16 protein-coding genes and 2 tRNA genes are annotated in these 18,928 nt (G+C 60.6%); 11 read left to right on the forward strand and 7 right to left on the reverse strand.

What is annotated here, in order from left to right; genetic code table 11:
* The first annotated feature begins 4 nt into the window (after window positions 1-4).
* The 6 genes from sdaAA to J3T93_RS00815 all read left to right on the forward strand — a co-directional run bounded on the left by sdaAA (window position 5) and on the right by J3T93_RS00815 (window position 5,462).
* Entirely contained in the window at window positions 5-880 is an 876-nt protein-coding gene (sdaAA, locus tag J3T93_RS00790; protein WP_267399422.1) for an L-serine ammonia-lyase, iron-sulfur-dependent, subunit alpha, read from the forward strand.
* 162 nt (window positions 881-1,042) lie between these two features.
* Complete coding sequence (gene serS, locus J3T93_RS00795; RefSeq protein WP_267399423.1) at window positions 1,043-2,329, forward strand: serine--tRNA ligase; 1,287 nt, start codon at window positions 1,043-1,045, stop codon at window positions 2,327-2,329.
* Between the two features lie 92 nt (window positions 2,330-2,421).
* Window positions 2,422-2,506 (forward strand) — tRNA-Ser (locus J3T93_RS00800).
* Between the two features lie 60 nt (window positions 2,507-2,566).
* Entirely contained in the window at window positions 2,567-3,196 is a 630-nt protein-coding gene (locus tag J3T93_RS00805; protein WP_267430162.1) for a hypothetical protein, read from the forward strand.
* 148 nt (window positions 3,197-3,344) lie between these two features.
* Window positions 3,345-3,788: a YbaK/EbsC family protein gene (locus J3T93_RS00810; protein WP_267430163.1), complete on the forward strand. Its 444-nt coding sequence runs from the start codon at window positions 3,345-3,347 to the stop codon at window positions 3,786-3,788.
* A 141-nt stretch (window positions 3,789-3,929) separates the two neighbouring features.
* Window positions 3,930-5,462 carry a ClC family H(+)/Cl(-) exchange transporter gene (locus J3T93_RS00815; RefSeq protein ID WP_416378817.1) on the forward strand — a complete coding sequence of 511 codons (1,533 nt, stop codon included), beginning with the start codon at window positions 3,930-3,932 and terminating at the stop codon, window positions 5,460-5,462.
* Window positions 5,463-5,474: 12 nt separating this feature from the next.
* Here the strand turns inward: J3T93_RS00815 and J3T93_RS00820 are convergent, their stop codons facing one another.
* Window positions 5,475-6,086 carry a Type 1 glutamine amidotransferase-like domain-containing protein gene (locus J3T93_RS00820; RefSeq protein ID WP_267430165.1) on the reverse strand — a complete coding sequence of 204 codons (612 nt, stop codon included), beginning with the start codon at window positions 6,084-6,086 and terminating at the stop codon, window positions 5,475-5,477.
* 172 nt (window positions 6,087-6,258) lie between these two features.
* Between J3T93_RS00820 and J3T93_RS00825 the strand changes: the two genes are divergently transcribed.
* Window positions 6,259-6,978 (forward strand): hypothetical protein, encoded by a 720-nt coding sequence (locus tag J3T93_RS00825; protein ID WP_267430166.1) that lies wholly within the window; start codon window positions 6,259-6,261, stop codon window positions 6,976-6,978.
* 8 nt (window positions 6,979-6,986) lie between these two features.
* Here J3T93_RS00825 and J3T93_RS00830 read toward each other — a convergent pair whose 3' ends face one another.
* Together J3T93_RS00830 and J3T93_RS00835 are read right to left on the reverse strand one after the other, a co-directional pair.
* Window positions 6,987-7,688, reverse strand: coding sequence for a LuxR C-terminal-related transcriptional regulator (locus tag J3T93_RS00830; protein WP_267430167.1), 702 nt, complete (start codon window positions 7,686-7,688; stop codon window positions 6,987-6,989).
* 98 nt (window positions 7,689-7,786) lie between these two features.
* Entirely contained in the window at window positions 7,787-9,037 is a 1,251-nt protein-coding gene (locus tag J3T93_RS00835) for a PspC domain-containing protein (protein ID WP_416378818.1), read from the reverse strand.
* A gap of 176 nt (window positions 9,038-9,213) precedes the next feature.
* Here J3T93_RS00835 and J3T93_RS00840 point away from each other — a divergent pair, with 176 nt between their 5' ends.
* On the forward strand, window positions 9,214-11,118 hold the full coding sequence (locus J3T93_RS00840) for a PspC domain-containing protein (protein ID WP_267430169.1): 1,905 nt from the start codon (window positions 9,214-9,216) through the stop codon (window positions 11,116-11,118).
* The gene (locus J3T93_RS00845) at window positions 11,111-11,545 is read left to right on the forward strand and encodes a hypothetical protein (RefSeq protein WP_267430170.1); all 435 of its coding nucleotides are present in this window, start codon (window positions 11,111-11,113) and stop codon (window positions 11,543-11,545) included. Before J3T93_RS00840 ends, J3T93_RS00845 begins: the two co-directional genes overlap by 8 nt.
* On the opposite strand, the gene J3T93_RS00850 is transcribed toward J3T93_RS00845, so the two are convergent.
* The 3 genes from J3T93_RS00850 to J3T93_RS00860 are packed head-to-tail and all read right to left on the reverse strand — an operon-like array spanning window position 11,495 to window position 15,807.
* Window positions 11,495-13,051 carry an alpha/beta hydrolase family protein gene (locus tag J3T93_RS00850; protein ID WP_267430171.1) on the reverse strand — a complete coding sequence of 519 codons (1,557 nt, stop codon included), beginning with the start codon at window positions 13,049-13,051 and terminating at the stop codon, window positions 11,495-11,497. The genes J3T93_RS00845 and J3T93_RS00850 overlap by 51 nt on opposite strands.
* Window positions 13,052-13,095: 44 nt before the next feature.
* On the reverse strand, window positions 13,096-13,752 hold the full coding sequence (locus J3T93_RS00855) for a DUF4125 family protein (protein WP_267430172.1): 657 nt from the start codon (window positions 13,750-13,752) through the stop codon (window positions 13,096-13,098).
* A gap of 12 nt (window positions 13,753-13,764) precedes the next feature.
* On the reverse strand, window positions 13,765-15,807 hold the full coding sequence (locus J3T93_RS00860; RefSeq protein ID WP_267430173.1) for a DUF4037 domain-containing protein: 2,043 nt from the start codon (window positions 15,805-15,807) through the stop codon (window positions 13,765-13,767).
* Between the two features lie 292 nt (window positions 15,808-16,099).
* Here J3T93_RS00860 and J3T93_RS00865 point away from each other — a divergent pair, with 292 nt between their 5' ends.
* Window positions 16,100-17,005: a zinc-binding dehydrogenase gene (locus J3T93_RS00865; protein ID WP_267430174.1), complete on the forward strand. Its 906-nt coding sequence runs from the start codon at window positions 16,100-16,102 to the stop codon at window positions 17,003-17,005.
* A 53-nt stretch (window positions 17,006-17,058) separates the two neighbouring features.
* Here the strand turns inward: J3T93_RS00865 and J3T93_RS00870 are convergent.
* Window positions 17,059-17,132, reverse strand: a tRNA-Pro gene (locus J3T93_RS00870).
* Window positions 17,133-17,322: 190 nt separating this feature from the next.
* Between J3T93_RS00870 and lysS the strand changes: the two genes are divergently transcribed.
* Window positions 17,323-18,897 (forward strand): lysine--tRNA ligase, encoded by a 1,575-nt coding sequence (lysS, locus tag J3T93_RS00875; RefSeq protein WP_416378819.1) that lies wholly within the window; start codon window positions 17,323-17,325, stop codon window positions 18,895-18,897.
* The last annotated feature ends 31 nt before the right edge of the window (window positions 18,898-18,928 follow it).

Below are 18,928 nucleotides of genomic sequence, written 5' to 3' on the forward strand. Positions count from 1 at the left end.
GCGCATGTTCACTTCGATTGCTGAACTCGTGAGTATGGCCGAAGAGCACGGCTCGTCGATATCTGAAGTGGCCATCGATGAGGAGGTGCGGCGTTCGCACCAGGCCCGTCAGCAGATCTGGGCAAGAATGGCCAGGAATCTGAAGGTCATGCAGGCTGCCGTGGCCAGAGGGTCCCAGGGTGATGGCGTGTTTTCCAAGACTGGGCTGAGCGGTGGCCAGGCGGCTCTGCTGGAGCATTACCGGAAAACACGAACCAGCCTGAGCGGCGATGCCATCCTGCAGGCTGTCGAGGCCGCCATGGCTACCAATGAGGTCAACGCGGCCATGGGCATCATCTGCGCGACGCCTACGGCCGGTTCCTCGGGCACTCTGCCCGGAGTGCTCACCGTGCTCAAGAATCAACTGGGGATGGATGACGATGGGCTGATCCGCTGCCTGTTCACTGCAGGAGCTTTCGGATTGGTCACGGCCAACAAGGCGATGATCTCTGGAGCTACAGGCGGCTGCCAGGCTGAGGTGGGCAGCGCATCCGGAATGGCTGCCGCTGCTGCGGTTGAGGGTGCAGGAGGCGACCCTGATGCCAGTGCCCAGGCCTTCGCCATAGCCATGAGCAATCTGCTGGGACTTGTCTGCGATCCTGTGGCCGGTCTGGTGGAAGTGCCTTGCGTAAACCGCAACGCCATCGGCACTGCCAATGCTTTGATCGCTGCTGATATCGCCTTATCGGGTGGTGTCAGCAGGATCCCGCCTGACGAGGTCATCGCAGCTATGAAGTCTATCGGCGAGAGCATGCCCTCATCATTGAAGGAGACCGGCATCGGCGGCTTGGCGGGCACCCCTACCGGCAAACGCTTCCGCAAGACTGTATTCGGCAAGTGATGCGTGGCAGACGCATATAAGGGAGGGATGGTTCCCGTCTGTATTTCCGTCATGGCTGCCTTGGTTGGCGGCGGCCGGACCGGCTGCAGCAGGGGCCATGTGGCTCGGAAAGAGTTGTGCGGGGTCGGTTTTCGTGTCCCCTGAAAGTCATACAATTCAGATATGTTAGATATCAGGTTCATTCAGGAGCATCCGGATGTTGTCCGTGAATCACAGCGTAAACGCGGCGAATCGGTGGAACTCGTCGACGAGGTGCTGAAGGCGGACAGCGAGCGCAGGGCTGCACTCCAGGATTACGAGAGATGCAGGGCTGAGCAGAAGTCGCTCGGCAAGCGCATGGGTTCGGCGTCTCCTGATGAGAAAGCCGACCTTCTGGCCGGGACCAAGAGCCTGTCCGAGAAGGTGAACACCTGCAAGGCAGCCTCCGACGAAGCCAACGCCAGGTACGCCGATTTGATGTGGAAGTTCAGCAACGTAGTGGAGCCTGAGGCGCCCGAGGGTGGCGAGGACGATTACGTGGTGGTCAAGAAGGTCGGCACCCCGCGCGACTTCGCCAAGGAGGGTTTCGAACCCAGGAACCACCTGGAACTGGGCGTAGGCGTGGCTGGCATCGACATGCGCAGGGGCGTCAAGATTTCCGGTTCCCGCTTCTACTTCTTGCGCGGTGATGTGGCCCGGCTGGAGATTGCCATGCTGACCATGGCCGTGGACCAGGCCATGGAGCATGGGTTCATTCCCACCATTACGCCCACCTTGGTCCGCCCTGAAGTCATGGCAGGCACCGGCTTCCTGAATGCCCATGCTGACGAGATCTACCGTCTGCGCGAGCCTGACGACCAGTATCTGGTAGGCACCTCTGAAGTCTCCTTGGCAGGCATGCATGAGGATGAGATCCTGGATCTGAGCAAGGGCCCGCTGCGCTACTGCGGCTGGTCCAGCTGCTACCGGCGCGAGGCTGGTTCCGCCGGCAAGGACACCATGGGCATCATCCGCGTCCACCAGTTCGACAAGGTGGAGATGTTCGTTTACTGCAAGCAGGAGGACTCCCGCGACCAGCACAAGCAGCTGCTGGCCATGGAGCAGGAGATGCTGGCCAAGGTGGACGTGCCCTACAGGATCATCGACACTGCCGCAGGAGACCTTGGATCCTCGGCAGCCCGCAAGTTCGATTGCGAGGCCTGGGTCCCCACCCAGGGTAGGTATCGTGAGCTGACATCAACCTCCAACTGCACCGAGTTCCAGGCCCGTCGCCTCAATGAGCGTGAGCGGCTGGAGGACGGTTCCACCCGTCCTGTCAGCACGCTCAATGGGACCCTGGCCACCACCCGCTGGCTGGTCGCCATCCTGGAGAACCACCAGAACGCCGACGGCTCCATCGTCGTGCCTGAGGCCATGCGCTCCTATGTGGGCGGCAAGGAGGTCATTGAGCCCAGGGCCTGGGAGGGGTGAGTCGTTGTGTCAGGATTCGCCGACATTCCGGCGGTGGTCTGATGGAGTCTGATGCCGTATGATAAATGGCGTGCCTAATCGGCACGCCTAATGGACAGGTGTCTGAGCGGTCGAAAGAGACGGTCTTGAAAACCGTTGTGGCGCAAGTCACCGCGGGTTCGAATCCCGCCCTGTCCGCCTGATAAGTGCCCTGAGAGTGATCTCGGGGCATTCTCGCATCCATGGCTGCGATTTGTCATGGCATCAGGGCAGAAGCATGGGCATGGTGACGGTCCGGACTGGACTTTGGCGTCTACAATGACAAAGGGGCCCGTGATCAGTCATGGGAACCGACCGTTGTGCGTCGTCTTTGCAAGGAAAGGCCAGGCTGTGCATCTATTCATTGCCATTGTTTCGCTGCTCGGAGATTGGTTGCTTTTCAGCTTCCCACTTTTTCAAGGACTGATGGAGCTGCAGGAATATCAGGAGCTTTTGGATGGCTTCGACCAGATCAGCAAGAATTGGAGCAAAATCTCGCCCTGGTGGTGGCTGGTCCCCAGTGTCAAGATCAAGCAGGAGCGCCAACGCGGGTATGAAATTCTTCGTCAGGCTACCAGAACCAGGTCCGAGCGCCGACGCGCCCTGAGCTTCCTTGATCAGGCGACCGCCTGGTATTACGTGTCAGTTGCAGGCTGGCTGAAGATGATCTCATCTGCTTATGAACTGCTTGAAACCGTTGACATAGAAAAGAACATTTGGTTACTGATCCTCCTGGTTGTTGCGCTGACCGCCGGCGGTCTGTTCAACGCCTATTACCGCATCAACCGAAAGCGCATCGGACGGAAGGAAAAGGAGCTGAAGCCTGATTCGGAGGTGATCAATGAATGACTCGGCGTCTGCGAAAACGGGAGGCCGCGGATCATGGTCAGCGCCCGAACCCGGCGCGGCTCATCTGAATGAAAAGCTTGTGCCAGCGGACGTGCGAACCCTTTTGGATGATTCAGGGGCGAGCTGGCGCCTTGCTCAGCATCCCCCTTTGGACACCATTGACCAGGGCCTGGCTCTGGGCATTGCCGACATACTGGGACTGTCTGCCGATAACCTGTCCAAGTTCCTGTTGCTGGAGGATGCCGGAGGGCTGCTGATGCTCGTGGTGGCCAGGGGCATAAGGCGTCCTGATCTGCGGCAGGTGCGGGAACTTGTCGGATGCCGGAGGCTGCACATGGCCTCGGCTGCCACCTTGCGCAAATGTCTGGATACAATGCCGGGCCGTGTCTCGCTGCTGGATCTTGTGGGTCATCAAGGCCAGGTGGACACCGTCGTCCTGGACGGTGATCTGACGGCGACTGATGAACAGACCGCGCTGCCGCTGGGCTCTGATGATGTGTCTATCTGCCTGCCTGGCTCCTGCCTGCCGGACCTTGCCCGCAAGCTGGCCTCTCGGGTGTTCATACTCCCCATGAATAATGTCGTCGACTGAAATCATCCTCGGGTCTCCGCCCCGGAGGAAGCTGGAAGCTGTCGCGCACGCGGGAAGGAAGTGAGCAGGCCGGTGAGGCGGAATCTGCCTTGGAGAAGGAAGTCGGCAGATAATGAGGATCAGGATTGTCGTCACCGACCGATGCGGGTGACCAGACCAGGTCGGGCAGGCCGGTGGCTTGTGGCATTCAGGGCGGCCTGTTGCGGACTGTTGGTGGGAGTGCTGGTGGTGCTCTACCGGCAGGGCATCGGCTATGGCACCAGGTTCGCTCGATGGGCCTACGCGCAGATGCGCGACCAGCCTCTGATGATTCTTCCATGGCTGCCGGCCGTCCTGGCGGTAGGTCTTGCCCTGGCCTGGATGGTCGGTCGGGTTCCCATGGCCTCCGGCTCCGGCATTCCGCAGGTGGAGGGGGTGGTCATCCGCGGCATGCGCATGCCCGCCCTGCCTGTGCTGGGCGTACGATTTCTGGGTGGTCTGGCCTGCGGCATGTTCGGCCTGTCCCTGGGCCGCGAGGGCCCATCGGTGCAGATCGGCGCGGCTGGTTCCCAGCTGGTTTCCCGAGGATTGCGCCGAGATCGTGTGGAGGAGACCTGCCTGGTGACCTCCGGCGCGGCTGCCGGTCTGTCTGCAGCATTCAATGCGCCGCTGTCGGGGATGGTCTTCGCTCTGGAGGAGATCCACCGGTCCTTCTCTCCCATGATCCTTCTGTCGGCGGCCATGGCCTGCCTGAGCGCCGATTTTATCGCCAAGAACCGTTTCGGCCTGCGTCCTGTCCTGGACTTCACTGCGTTGCCCCAGCTGACCATCGCCCAGTATCTGCTGATGATTCCCCTGGGGCTGATGGCCGGCCTGGTGGGGGTTGCCATGAACCGCCTGCTGTTGGTTGCGCAGAGCCTATACAGCCATCTGCCCTCAAAGCTGGGACCGGTGATCTCCCTCTTCCTTGCCCTTCCGGTCGGATTGCTGCTGCCTGCTGTTCTGGGTGGTGGCGAGGACTTGATCGGCAAGGCGGAAGGCGTTCGTGAGGTGGCCTGGTCGGTGGCCATCAACCTGCTGGTTCTGCTGCTGGTCAAGATGCTCTTTACAGCCACTTCCTTCGGCAGCGGCGCCCCTGGCGGCATCTTTATGCCCATCCTGGCAGTCGGTACGCTGGCTGGATCCCTATGCGGGATGGGCGCGGCAGCCTTGGGAATGCCTGTCCGGATCATTCCGGTCTGTGCGGTCTGCGCCATGGCAGGCACCCTGACGGCCTCGGTCAAGGCTCCAATAACCTCCATTCTGCTGACAGTGGAGATGTCCGGCTCTCTGGTCCATATGCTCCCCGTGGCTCTGTGCGCCTTCACAGCCCTGATGGTGTCTGATCTGCTGGGTGTCCAGCCTATTTACGAGGCTCTGTTGGAGCGTTACCGCCGAGGGCATGCTCCCGATGCCCAGGTCCCTGACAGGATCACCGTGGAGTTTCCCATAGAGCATGGCAGTCCGGCGGCTGGTCGTCTGCTGGGGCAGGTCCCCTGGCCGAACGGATGCGCCGTCGTCGGTCTGCGCAGGTGCGAGCATAGGCTGATTCCTGCAGGTGATCTGCGGTTGCTTGCTGGGGATGACGTCATCCTGCTCTGTCCGGGCGATCGACTGGATCAGGCCCGCCAGGTCATGGAAGGCCTCTGTCGCTGAGCGGTCTTCTTCCTAAAGAATGGTCAGGCATCGCCCGCGGATTGCCACGGCCTGGGTGTTGCTGATGGCCACCATAGGTTGATCGTCGCAGTAGCGATTCAGAATGCGACCGGTCACGTCGGCGAAAGGCTCGGAATCCAGGTGGGGGAGGAGGCGGAAGTCCACCAGCCCCAAGCCGGCCGTGGAGTCCAGATCCGGGGCGGCCGAGCGTGGATCCATGGCATCCAGATAGCCAATATCGGGACCGGCCACGACCGCGCCGGCCGATTCGCCGATGTAGGGCTTGCCCTGATCCACCTGTTGCCTGATCAGGTCAGCAGCTCCCGAGCGACGCAGCTCCTGCAGCAGGAAGAAGGTGTTGCCGCCCGACAGGTAGATGAGATCATCCTCCTCCAGGTTCCGGCGTATGGCCTCAGGATCGGCGGTCGAGACTTCCAGGTCGTCGATCCGGCAGCCCATATCGGTGAACGCCTTGCGAGCTTCCTGGACATAACCATCCGAACGCTGTGGAAGGTTGGCCGTTGGGATGAAGGCCACCGTATGGTTCTTGGGGGAGCTCTCGAGGAAGGTGGGCAACCTGTCAGCGGTAGCGGGGAACGAGGATGTGAGCAGCAGCCGACGCATGACGGCTCCTTTCGTAGCAGGCGGGACTTCCGCCTTGGACAGGTGGCAAAGCGTGAAATCCGATTATTGCTGAACCCAATATATCCATGCAATGGCCTCCGCTGAGTGATTGACAACATGTCGACTGGAATCTGCCCTAGGCCCTGTAGGTCCAGATGTCTACTCTGGGGACATGGCAAGGCAGCATCAGGAATTCCAGCAGGGATCTGGTCAAGGCGTATCGGGCGACCTGCCAGGTGAGGATACATCCAGCGATGACCGCTTCGATCCAGCGGCCCCAGGCGGGAGCATCCTCTTCGCATTGCCCGGGACCTTAGTGGATTGGGATCCGCGTCGGGCCCTGGTCGGGCAGTACCCTGACAGTGTGATCGATATGGTGCTGGACCCGAAGGACCCTTGGGGCTTCGCCTGTGTCAGCAGACAGATCAATCTGGGCGTGGACCCGCAGCAAGCACTGGCCGACTATGAAACCACTCACGGGCCTGCAGTCGCCTGGGTGGTTCGCGTCTGTCTGGAAAACTACGCCCTGGCAGTGAAGGGCCTGCTTCCCGGAGCGTCGGAGCTGCTGGAGGATCTGCGGCGAGCTGGCCTGGCCCTTTGGGGCCTGGCGGCATCCACTGGTCAGCTGATCGAGTCGGTATCCGAGCTGCTTTCACCGCTCTCTGCCTTGAAAGGTGTCCTGATCTCATCCCAGGAGCATCTGGACCTCTCCGATTCGCTCCTCTATCGTCTAGCCCTGGGCCGTTTCGCCATCAGCCCGGGGCATACGATCTTCGTTGATGCAGACCCTGTGCATGTTGCTGTGGCTGAACGGCTGGGCATGGAAGGGATTGTTGCCCGTGACATCAGCAGTCTGCGTCAGCTTCTTCGCCAGCACGGCGTGGCCTGTTGAGCGGACTTTCAGACGATACGGCGGTCTGCAGCCCAGCGGGTCAGTTCGGTTCGGTTGGATAGCTGGAGTTTGCGCAGGACGTTGGAGACGTGGGTCTCAACCGTCTTGATGGAGATGAAAAGCTCTGAAGCCACCTCGCGGTAGGTGTAGCCCCGGGCGATAAGACGCATGACCTCCTGCTCGCGCGCGGAGAGTCGGTCCAGTTCGTCGTCTTCTGCCAGGCCGGTATCTGCGGCCTCGTCCTCCTGGAAGGCGGAGAGCACGAATCCAGCCAGCTTGGGCGAGAAGACAGCGTATCCTTCGTGCACCTGGCGGATTGAAGAAACCAGATCCTTGGCGGAGATTGTCTTGGTCACGTAACCACGGGCTCCGGCGCGGATGACCGAGCCGACGTCCCTGGGTGAGTCGGATACGGAAAGTGCCAGAAAGACCGACTGCGGGGAGAGGGGGTGGGAGCGGCTTAAGATTTCGGCGCCTCCGCCGCCCTGGCCACCGGGCACATGCACATCCAGCAGAACCACATCGGGGCGGGTCTGCCTGACCATGAGGATGGAGGATTCCACGTCTGCCGCCTGACCCACGATGTGAAAATGCGGCTGCAGGGTGGTGATGACGCCGGTACGGAACATCTCATGGTCGTCGACGACGGCTACGCGAATGTTTGCGAACCCATCCTCGGCTTGATGGGGCTCTGCTGCAGTCGTGGTCATGGGGGTGGTTCAGCCCGCCTTTCCCGACGCGGGTCCTCAAGTACGGGTGGGATCGGACCGGCATGCGTCTGTGAATGAATGGTTCACCATGCATCCTATCATTGCTCGGCATCAGTCCCTTTTCCAGCTTGACCAAGCTTGCCCTCCTGGTGCTGGCTGGCTTCGGACAGCGGCATGTGCATTCTGACCTCGGTGCCCCAACCAGGACGGGAGACGATCTCGACCCTGCCGCCCCGCCGACGAATCCGGCCGATGATGGACTCTCGGATTCCCAGGCGATCAGCTGGAATCGCATCCATATCAAAGCCCGAACCGTGGTCGCGCACGTAGACTTCGACCTGATTCCTGCGCGCCTCGCAATACACGGAGATGGGTTCACCACCGTGGGTGACGGCATTGACCAGGGCCTGCCGGGCCGCGTTAAGCAGGGCATCGGTCTGGGCGCAGGGCATGGCATCGCCCACGGTGACCACCTCGATCGGCTTGCCGGATTCGTCCTCCACCTGCGCGGCTATCTGGCTCAGCCCTGTGCTGACTGACCGATCCGAGGGAGTGCGTTCCTGATAGAGCCAGTTGCGCAGATCGCGCTCCTGGGATCGAGCCAGGGTGAAGACGGTATGCGGGTCGTCGGCATGCAGCTGAATCAGGGCCAGGGTCTGCAGAACGCCATCGTGCAGGTGGGCTGCCATATCGGCCCGCTCCTCCTCGCGCTCCTTCATGGCGCGTTCGTCGCCCAGCTGACTGAGGATTGAGCCGATCCAGGGCACGACCACTGCGGTCACGCCCACAAGAAGCAGGCCGGCCAGGACTATCAGGGTCAGAGCCCAAGACAATTCCTGTGTGGATAGCAGGAAGATCACTGCTGCCGACAGGATCAGAGCCAGGCTGCCGATCAGGGCCGACAAGTGGTAGCCGGCTCCTTGGTTTTCCGGCCTCAGCCAGGCCAGGACCAGTCCGGCACAGAAAAGCAAGCAGGGGACGACCAAGGCGGGACGCATGCCGCTCTTGAGCAGAATGACCGCAGACAGGAGGAGGATGATGCCCAGGCCTGCCAACAATCTGGTTATCCGCCCGGGGGTGATGCTGCGATTCTCCTTTTGACCTGACTGTTCAGTCAGGATGCTGGGCGCCAGCGGGGCCGACCGCGGGTCATTCGACTGGATTGCCTGGGTGGGATCGCCCTGGGGCAGCGTCAGCCAAAGAAAGCAGTAAACCACGCAGGTGATCATTTTGGGAGCCAGGAGCACCATGAGCAGGCGGATCCAGAAGACGGGAATACCCAGGTGCAGGCTGATGCCCTTGCAGACTCCGCATAGAATCCTGCCCTTATGCGGCCTCATCAGGGGCATGCGTGCAGGGTGCAGAGGAGGTGGTTCCCTCAACGTTTGTTCTTCCTGCATGGGTGCGTTCATGCCTCCATTATTGTTTCCCGAGGGTACCGATGGGGCAATAAGCGGAAGGAATCAGGGTCCAATCAGGGTGTTCCCCCATAAGATTTGCGCTCGCTGGGTGCTGTAATGAAGATATGAGTAGCGAGATGAACGGCAATGGCCCCAATAATGGTTGGCAGTGGAAGTCCGACAGGTTCTTCCGCGCCTGTAGAGAGTCCTATCTGATCCGCGACCAAGGATGGATCGGCGGTGTCTGCGTAGCCTTGGCCCGTCGGCTGGGCTGGAGCGTGACCCTGGTCAGAGCGCTGATGATTCTGGCGGTCTTTCTCTTCGGAGCCGGTGCCGCCTTTTACGGTTTTGCCTGGTTCGTCTTGCCGGACCGGCGTGGGGTCATCATCGCCCAAGAGCTGATTCACGGGATTTGGCACGCTTCCATGGTGGGTATCATCATTTATTGGCTGCTGGCCATTCTGATTCCTGGAGTCGGACTTTTTTCCTTGGCTTTGGGCGCGCTGATCCTGTTTCTTCTTATCCGGTGGAGCCGCAATAAGGCCCTGCAGCATCAAAGAGATTACGGGAGTGGGCCGAATGCAGACAGACCGGTTTCGGGTGATCCTTGGATGATGGGACCGCAGTATTCGCAACGCCCGCGCGGTGCGGATCCGCGATGGCATTCGAGTCAGCCTGAGTATCCGAGCTTTTCGGGGTATGAGGGATACCAGGATTACACAGGGACACAAAGCAGTACACAGTCAGCGAGCAATCCGGGTTCGGAAGGATACAAGGACCAGCCAGAGCATTCCGATTCGTATGGAACTTGGGGACAACAAGGGGATGTGACCTCTTCTGGACCTTTTTTCGGAACAGAGGATTCGGCAAACACTGGCAGTGATTCGAATAATGCGCAGGGTGGGGAGAATCCCATTGCCGGTGCACCTTCCGGAGGCTGTATGGAGACAGACGGTTCTGCAGAACGCGCCGGGGACATGACTCAGCCGGACGGATTCGGCGCCTGGCCGGGCTATGGCGCAGCTGGATCATTCTCGGCTGGGCCAGGAATGGTCGGTAATGGTCCGTCAGTTCCGCCCAGGGTGCGGCGCCGCCCTGCCGGACCTGTGCTGGTCAGTCTGTTGTCGGGGCTGATCCTGGTCTCTGGAGCGGCAGTCTGGTTGATGGCCACGAATCCCTATCGCGGGGTGAATGCGGCCTTGACCTATGCCCTGATATGGGCTGGAGGCGTCACGCTGATCCTGGGAGTAGTCATCCTGATCCTGGGCTTGATGGGTCGCAGGGCGGGAGGGCTGACACCAATTGCTCTGGTGGCATGCCTGGTCGTCATCAGTCTGGGCATCGGTTCGGCCGTGGCAGGCATTGAGCAGAGACAGAACCGCAGGGTCATGGCCGACTATGCCGCTATTCGAGTCAACGGAGGCAATCATGGGCGCACGCTGGGAGCAAGTAGCAGCGACATGAGGCGTTACCACCGTGGCATCAAGCTGGTCGGCGACCCGCACGATCAGGGAAGCGCCGTCATCGACCTTACTGGCTACGAGCACGAACACGGCACCCACCGGGTCCAGGTGATGGCTGATGCGGCGAGTACGGTCTCAGGCTGCCCGACCGGCGCAGTCCGTCTGGCGGTGGTCTATGCTGATGTCCGTCTACTCATTCCTAAAGGATGCAGCCTGTTCTACCGGGAGCATTCCGACCTCTACAGGTTCTTTGGGTCAGGCGTGGGCGACTGGATAACCCAGACTGATCAGGGAAGCTGGATGTGGTGGGGCGATTCGTTGCCATCAGCTGAACGACGCGATTGGGAGGAAGACCTGCGAGCCACCCAGGAGGATCAGCAGCATATGCCTGACCAGCCTGAGATGATCGTCGACGCCAGTCTATTGACGGGTGGCCGGGTAACTGTACAAGCCCGCGGGAGCGTCACCCAGCCGGAGCGGGCGCAGGCCGACAACGGACCAATCAGCGAATATTGGGATTACGGCTACCACGCCTGGTGGCAGGAGGAGGATCAGGAAGATGACTGACAAGCAACAATTAGGAGAAAGCCAGCCGCTGGATCCTCAGGGTCGGAACACCGCGGCCATGCCGACCGCTTCCCAGTCGGGACAGGCGCATGACACGCAGACGCCCCCGCCGATATACCAAGTCCGGATGCAGCCGCCGGAACCGGTCCGTCCGAGCGGCCCCAGCGTTCCCACTATCATTTTGGGTGTCCTGGTCGGACTTCTGGCTCTGGCTATGCTGGCCTTGGGATTAGTCTTTCTGCGTTACGGTCCGTACCTGACCATGACCATACCCTGGCAGCGGATTCTGCCTTTCATTCTGATCGGACTGGGCGTGGTTCTGATTGGCGTGGCCATATTGTGCTGGTTGGCATCATCAAAGCGTACCCGCCAGGATTCAAACCGCCAGGACGTTCCAGAAGATCAAGCTGCCAAGGATGGCCAGTGACCCCAGCAGGGTCAGAGCCAGTGTCAGCCAGTGGCCAGCCCCGGCCACAGCTGGCTCTTTGTCGGATCGGCTGACGATAGAAGTCATGGTGCTCGCCAAGAGCATGGTGAGCACCAGGCAGAGGACCGACAAGAAGGGCCAGCAGGATGTCATTACTGAGGACAGATGGACCAGGCCGAGTGCCTGACGGACCGTAGTAAGGGCATAGGCCAGCAGGGCCGTCATCAGTCCTGCGGCGAGCAGGGCCAGTGACCAGAGCCGTCCCGTCAGGCCTTTGCTGAAACCGGGCCGTTCTCGGTCATTCTGCCGCGCTCGCAGATGTGAGCTCAAAGCTCCGATTAGAGCAGACACCAGGGCGGCAGCCAGCAGACAGGGGCCGCTGGCCATCAACATCAACAGGGCAGTCAATGAGGAAAGGAGCCCGGCGTCGGTGCGATCAGGTACCCGATTGAGCTGGCGGGGCTGGCTGCCGGCAATCATGGGAGTGGACCACTGGTCGGCCTGGGTGCCCTGTGCTACAGCATTGATCCAGTCTTCCAGATTATGGGTATATCGAGGTTCCAGGGGCAACCCGGCCTTGGCCAGCCTGCTGCCGGTGCGGATCTGATGGTTGGTGGGGTAGTAGCGCAGGGTTACGTTGTCGTTGCCGCTTGCATGGGTTCTGCGGATGATCTCGCGCGCCCCCTGCTCGACCGGCATGGAGACATCCATAGTGCCGAAGTTGATCATGACCGGCATATGCAGCTTATCCAGATAGGGCAGGGAGGGGAAGTCGGCGTATTCCAGGCCCAGAAGGGACAGGTCCATGCCCATGAGCCTAGGTATCATGTTGCGGATCCCTTTGGGTGCGCCAATCAGGTCCAAGTAGTTGGTGGCCGCCATGGCCATCTGCCGCCGCCCCGGGTAGACGGGAGGCGAGGTCAGGATGGAAAAGGCGATGCTGGGATCCTTGGCGGTCATGATGGTCGATATCCAAGTGCCCTCGGACTCGGCGTACAGGCCCACTTTGGCCGGATCTACGCCTGGCCAAGAGCGCAGACGGCTAAGGGAACGCCCGTAGTCTGCGGCCATGGCCTGATAATCACGGTGGAAAGCGGTATAGGTGTCCAAGCGCTTGTCGGGCACCAGGGTGGTGATGCCGGCTGAGGCCATGGCTGAAGCCAGGTCGCCATACACCTCGGAGGATTTGCCTGTTCCGGCACCATGAATGAACAGACAGGCTGGTCCGGTGCCCTTTCGGTCGCTTGGCTCTCTGACGATGGCTTGGACACGAACTTCTCCATCCAGAGTGATCCTGATCTTCCGTTCCCTGACTGGGTGGGTGCCCTCAGGGGTAGTGGTGCCCAAACTCGAGGCGACGGCAGTGGAGCGGGTCGAGACCTGCAGATGGTCGCGGTAGGGTTCCACCTGCCAGTCCGGCGTCATGGCTTGGCCCAAAAGAAGCATGACCAGCAGGATGACCACAAAGTAGGCGGCAGTTAAGCCCGCCCTTTTCAGCTTTTGCACCCGTCAACTCTACCCGACTGCTCGACTGGTTGCAGAGATGGACCTTATGATCGTGGTTCAGGTAGTCGGTCCTGGGCCTGTTCGGCCTCGTCCAGGGTCTCAAAGCCGTTCATCTGCACCGTGGCCAAAATGGTTTCCTCGGTGAGGTTGCCGCCCCGGGCCTCGATCTGGGCCACCATGGACTGGTAGAGGTCCAGTGTTCGGGCCGAGTAGGTGCCGAGTTCGCCACGCAGGTATGTTTCGAAGGAGGTGGTCTCCGGCGTGTCTTCGCTGGTGCGCAGGACCCGCATCTCCTGACCTAGGCGGGGGTAACGCTCGCTGAAGCTTTTGGCCCAGGCCACCTGCTTGTTGATGATGCGCTCCTGCTGCTCCTGGCGATCCAGGCCCAGCCTGGGCAGGTAGGGGGCGATGGTGTCGTGGTACTGGTCCGGGGCTGTGGATTCCATCATCCGACCGTACTTCTCGGTCAACAGGTTGCGCCCCTCTTTGTCGGCCTGGTCCAGGTCGTCCGCATAGCTGGACAGCAGGGGATGCGGCCAGGTCAGAAACTGGCTCAGGCGCATCTGGTGGAACATGGGCCAGTTGCCCTGACAGTTGGCCGGACCTCCCTCATTGTTGACCTGCTGGAACTGTTCCCATTCGTGGTGGACGATCCGCTCGCGCAGAGATCCCTCATCCTGGCATTGCTCGTCTTTTGCCATCCTCGGCTCCTTTCAGATGCTGTGCAGAATCGGATCCTCGCTAGAGATGTGGGCTTCGACATAGGGGCGCTGCCATTCCAGGAAGGTTTCCGGGCTGTTGGTCAAGCCTTCGGCTTGCAACTCTTCTACGATTCTTGCACAGATGGACTCCACAAGTTTGGTGACGCGTTCGGCGGCCGGTCGGGATCCCTTGCCGCCTTCGCCAAAGCCTTGCCCCCCGTAGCAGGCAGCCGAAGCCAGGCGCAGGATGTCTTCCAGTTGCTTGGTCAGATCGGACAGCCTGGTGGCCATTCGTCCGCTCAGTCGCCGCAGGGCCGCGAAGGTCCACTTGTAGTAGGGCAGATACCCGACTGTCAACGGATTGTTGATCAGGAAGATCAGGGAGGCACAGGCCTGCACGAATTCGTTGATTGACAGCATGGCTGCAGCCCCGTCGCCCCGTTGCAGACTCCGCGGCAGGTTGTACTGGCCTGCCTGGGCGATCATGCCCAGCCGACGGGAGATTAGGCAGAATCGCACATCGTCGGGCATCGCTTTGAACCCCTGCCGGGTGGCCAGCATCTGTCCCAGAGGATCTGCGAAAATCCTGCCGTTGGTGGCTGCCGCCAGCGTCGCCTCATCCAGGAGCAGCCACTCGTGGGAGTGATCCTCCGGGGGCGCCTGCCGGTAGCCGGTCAGGGATTCGAAGAAGGCGCCGATCTCGAAGACGCCTACGCGCCGGTTGCTTCCTTTTGCTCTGACGCTGTCGGTCCGCGCACCGAACCCCATGAACTCAGTGGGCAGGGTCTCATAGTCCTTCTGCAGCTGGTCGCCAATGGCCTGGTAATCCTCGCTGGTCAGCCACAGACAAAAGCCCGGGCCGAAATCATGGTCTCGGGAGACGGCATCGTCAAACCCATAGCAGTCCGAGCCATGGCCCATCAAGCCCACGGCAATCCTGCCTCGATATTGAGGGTAGCGTTCCTCCAGCATGGGGCGACCCACCTGCTCCCAGTAGGCCTTGGCCAGATCCAGCCCTTGAATATCCGGGCGGGAGTCATGCCGATCGTTGTCATCGTTCTGGTACCTGGTCTTCGGCTGGCTGGATGCTGCTTCGCCAGTCTGATCGGATAGATCTTTGTCCCCGGCCTCTTCGGCTGCATACTGGGCCTGGTCCAGATTGGCCTTTGTGACCTGGTAGTAGTCGCTGCCCTTGCCGTACCGGTCCTCAATGATGGCCAGGGCCTTGCGGTAGGTGTCTGCCGACTGGCTGAAACGACCGGTCATGTAGCAGACCTGGGCGAAGCCTGCCAGGGCCGAGGCATAGTGTGCGCTGTTCTCCAGGTGGCCGGTTCGATAGATGCCCAGGGCGGTGCGGGCCTGGTTCCAAGCCTCTTGCAGAGCCTGCGGATTGTCCTTGCTCTGCATGAGCAGGAGGGCAAGATTGGTGTGGGTGGAGGCCAGATCCAGATCCCGGGAAGGATCAATACTGGAATTCTCCAGGATGCCCATGGCCCGGCGCAGCTCCTGCTCGGCCTTGTCGGGCCGGTCGGTTTCGCTGTAGAGCATGGACAGGTTGTTGTGCAGGGCGGCCAGTCGTCTGTCAACAGGCTTCAAGGTCTTCTGCGCAGAAGCCAGGGCCTGCTGGTAGAGGTCCTCGGCCTGATCATACTGCTTGGCGGCGCGCAGGCCGGTGGCCGCGTTGATCAGGGTGGTGGTCCAGGCATCGGTGCCCTCGATCTGCATTTGGGTGGCCAATTCGATGGCTTGATGTATAACTTGCAAATTCTCCGAATGCCTGCCCTGCGAACGATCGAATCCCATAGTCTCGTTGAGCACGGTCAAAAGACCCGCATTGTCATTTGCGTTCTTTGCAACCGCCAAGGCTCTGTGAAGGTAGGGTTCGGCTTCTTCCCTGGCCCCTCCTCTTTTGAAGATCCCGTCCAACCCGTCCAGGAAGGACTTGCTGTCAAAGCTTCCATCCGGCCGCACATATGTTGCGGCGCCTCCTATGGAGAATCGAACCTCTTTCAGATCCTTTTCGTCAGCGTGGTCCTTGACCTCTTTGCCGTTCATTTGGCTCCCTCGCTTCTACACGGTTGTATCCAGCTGCGGCAGGTGCCGGATGCGATTTGTGCTTCTCGATGAATCCTTCTCAATCTTACGGCCTGCAGGCCTCTCTGGCGAGACAGACGTGCGTCGGATAGGTCACGTGCAGGATAGGGTGCAAAGAGCTCGTTTTGACTGCCCGATGAAAGAGGCATAGGTTGAAAAGCGTAGATCGCAATATTCAATCGCAATTTTCATAGGAAAGCAGGTAATGCACATGCAAGGATGGATGTTTACCGAGACAGGGAAGCCGCTGGAAATGGTGGAACTTCCAGACCCGGAGCCTGCAGATGACGAGGTGGTGATTGAGGTCAAAGCGGCTGGGCTGTGCCATACCGATGTCGGAATCCTGCACGATCCTGCCTGGATGCCGCTGATTTCTGCGCCGGTCATTCTGGGCCACGAGAACGCAGGGGTCATCAGATCCGTAGGGGCGGCGGTGTCCGGATTCAAAGTTGGTGATCGTGTCGGCGTATCTCCCCAGGATAGCGTCACAGGCAAGACTGTGGGGACGCAGCGTAACGGGGGGTATGCCGATCTGATGGCCGTTCCTGCGCGTCAGCTGGTCCCCCTTCCCGATGAGGTCTCCTTTGAACAAGGCGCTGCTGCGACCGATGCGGGAATGTCGTCCTACCATCCTTTGTTCGTGGTCGGCGGAGCAAAAAAAGGGATGACCGTGGGCATCATTGGAGCGGGTGGTCTGGGGCAGTTCGCCATAAACATGGCCCTCATAGCTGGGTGCCATGTGTGTGTGGCTGACACGAGTCCCAAGGCGCGCGAGTGGGCCAGGGACCTGGGGGTCGACGATGTGCACGAACAAGTTGCTGACCTTCACGCCGATAAGCCTGAGCTCATCGTTGATTTCGCCGGCTTCGGCGCGACCACAAATGATGCAATTGCGGCTGTCAGGGACGGCGGAACTGTTGTTTTGGTTGGTATGGGACGGCTCCAGACAACTATCGACACCCGGCCCCTGATACTCGGGAACATTGCTCTTCGGGGCAACTCTGGCGGCACTCCGGAGGACATCGCCAACGTTTACCGGTTCTTCCAAACCGGCAAGATGAAGCCGTCCTTGTTTGACACGACCTTCGACAGGATCCCCGAAGGTCTGGAGCAGCTGCGCAATGGCGGCGTGACAGGACGCCTCATAGCTCTCAGATAGTCAGCAAAGAATAAAGGCAGGCGTCTAAGAGCCTGCCTTTATTCTTTGCCATGTCGGGGTAGGGGGATTTGAACCCCCGGCCTCTTCGTCCCGAACGAAGCGCGCTACCAAGCTGCGCTATACCCCGCGACATGTGATGATTTTACACGGAGGGGTGATACAAGACCATTCGGCGTGGCGGTTAGGCGCATTCGAGCGGGTACTGTATCGGCTTTTGCGTACACTGGTAAACTATGAGCGAGAGTAGCGATAGCGCAGATAACCTTTATGAGCAGGAGTCTGGTGACAACGGATTGGGCACCATCCGACGTGCTCAGATGCTGTTGGACCAGGACAAAGCCATTGCGGACCGGGTTGATGCCGGGGTCAGCCCCGAGGAGGCCATCGACTCCAGCAATAAGGAGTTCGGCCCCCAGGCGCATCCCGAACAGGTGCGCATGCGCGTGGCCAAGAGGGCGCTCATGCTCAAGGAGGGCGTCGAACCCTACCCGGTCCATCTGGATGTAACCGACCGCATCGAGGATGTGCGCTGCAAGTATCAGGACAGCCTGGAGCCAGGCCAGGAGACCGAGGATGTGGTTGGCATCGCCGGCAGGGTACTCTTCCTGCGCAACGGCGGCGGCCTCTGCTTCGTTCAGCTGGCGGCGGGTGACGGCACCCGCATCCAAGGCATGATCTCCAAGCGTGAGATTGGCGCTGATTCTCTGAAGCGGTTCAAGCAGCTGGTCGACCTCGGCGATCACCTATACCTGCGAGGCCGAGTGGTCGCCTCCAAGACCGGCGAGCTCTCCGTCTTCGCCACCGAGTGGAACATCGCAGCCAAGGCACTACAGCCACTGCCTGCCCTTCACAAGGAACTGACCGAGGAGCAGCGTACCCGCAAGCCCTACCTGGCTATGATCGCCGATGAGGATGTGCGGGCCATGGTCCGCCGCCGTTCCAAGGCCGTCTCCTCCCTGAGGCGTACCTTTGAGGACCACGACTTCATGGAGGTCGAGACCCCCATGCTTCAGACTGTGCATGGCGGCGCTGCGGCCCGGCCATTCACCACTCATATGAACGCCTTCGACATCGACCTCTACCTGCGCATCGCCCCTGAACTCTTCCTCAAGCGCTGCTTGGTTGGTGGCATTGAGCGGGTCTTCGAGATCAACCGTGACTTCCGCAATGAGGGCGTGGATGCCACCCATGCCCCGGAGTTCACCATGTTGGAGGCCTATCAGGCCTACGGTACCTACGACACCATCGGAGAGCTGACCAAGGAACTGATCCAGAAGGCGGCCATGGATACGGCGGGATCGCTTAAGGTGACCCTGCAGGATGGCAGCCAGTACGACTTCGGCGGGGACTGGCGCCAGATCAGCATGTATGAGTCCCTTTCCGAGTCCCTGGGCGAGGAGATCACCCCGCAGACCAGCGTGGACCATCTGCGGACCATCGCTGACAGAGTGGGCCTGGAGGAGGAGCCGGCTGAAAACCACGGCAAGCTTGTCGAACACCTCTGGGAGCACTTCTGGCAGGACAAGCTGTACGAGCCGACCTTCGTGCGTGATTTTCCTGTCGAGACCTCGCCCCTGGTCAAGGCCCACCGCACCAAGCGGGGTGTCGTTGAGAAGTGGGACCTTTACGTTCGCGGGTTCGAGCTAGCAACGGGCTACTCCGAGCTGAACGATCCGGTGGTCCAGCGGCAGCGGTTCGTCGAGCAGGCCAAGATGGCCAGCCGCGGCGATGCCGAGGCCATGGACATTGACGAGGACTTCCTGGAGGCCCTGGGCGTAGGCATGCCTCCCGCTGGTGGCATGGGCATGGGCATCGATCGTCTGCTGATCGCCCTTACCGGCGCATCCATCCGCGAGACCATCACCTTCCCCCTGGTCAAGCCGCTGATCTGAGCCAGCCTGAGATGGTAGCGGGAGAGGGACA

It is taken from the genome of Bifidobacterium sp. B4111 (assembly GCF_026537235.1).
Classification (GTDB): domain Bacteria; phylum Actinomycetota; class Actinomycetes; order Actinomycetales; family Bifidobacteriaceae; genus Bombiscardovia.

Excerpts from the sequence above, each read along its gene's own strand:
- lysS (WP_416378819.1), top strand. The coding sequence starts at position 17,323 with ATGCTGTTGGACCAGGACAAAGCCATTGCGGACCGGGTTGATGCCGGG.
- J3T93_RS00815 (WP_416378817.1), top strand. The coding sequence starts at position 3,930 with ATGCGGGTGACCAGACCAGGTCGGGCAGGCCGGTGGCTTGTGGCATTC.
- J3T93_RS00865 (WP_267430174.1), top strand. The coding sequence starts at position 16,100 with ATGGTGGAACTTCCAGACCCGGAGCCTGCAGATGACGAGGTGGTGATT.
- sdaAA (WP_267399422.1), top strand. The coding sequence starts at position 5 with ATGTTCACTTCGATTGCTGAACTCGTGAGTATGGCCGAAGAGCACGGC.
- J3T93_RS00855 (WP_267430172.1), bottom strand. The coding sequence starts at position 13,752 with ATGGCAAAAGACGAGCAATGCCAGGATGAGGGATCTCTGCGCGAGCGG.
- J3T93_RS00825 (WP_267430166.1), top strand. The coding sequence starts at position 6,259 with ATGGCAAGGCAGCATCAGGAATTCCAGCAGGGATCTGGTCAAGGCGTA.
- J3T93_RS00820 (WP_267430165.1), bottom strand. The coding sequence starts at position 6,086 with ATGCGTCGGCTGCTGCTCACATCCTCGTTCCCCGCTACCGCTGACAGG.
- J3T93_RS00845 (WP_267430170.1), top strand. The coding sequence starts at position 11,111 with ATGACTGACAAGCAACAATTAGGAGAAAGCCAGCCGCTGGATCCTCAG.
- J3T93_RS00830 (WP_267430167.1), bottom strand. The coding sequence starts at position 7,688 with ATGACCACGACTGCAGCAGAGCCCCATCAAGCCGAGGATGGGTTCGCA.
- J3T93_RS00840 (WP_267430169.1), top strand. The coding sequence starts at position 9,214 with ATGAGTAGCGAGATGAACGGCAATGGCCCCAATAATGGTTGGCAGTGG.
- J3T93_RS00805 (WP_267430162.1), top strand. The coding sequence starts at position 2,567 with ATGGCATCAGGGCAGAAGCATGGGCATGGTGACGGTCCGGACTGGACT.
- serS (WP_267399423.1), top strand. The coding sequence starts at position 1,043 with ATGTTAGATATCAGGTTCATTCAGGAGCATCCGGATGTTGTCCGTGAA.
- J3T93_RS00835 (WP_416378818.1), bottom strand. The coding sequence starts at position 9,037 with ATGCCCCTGATGAGGCCGCATAAGGGCAGGATTCTATGCGGAGTCTGC.
- J3T93_RS00860 (WP_267430173.1), bottom strand. The coding sequence starts at position 15,807 with ATGAACGGCAAAGAGGTCAAGGACCACGCTGACGAAAAGGATCTGAAA.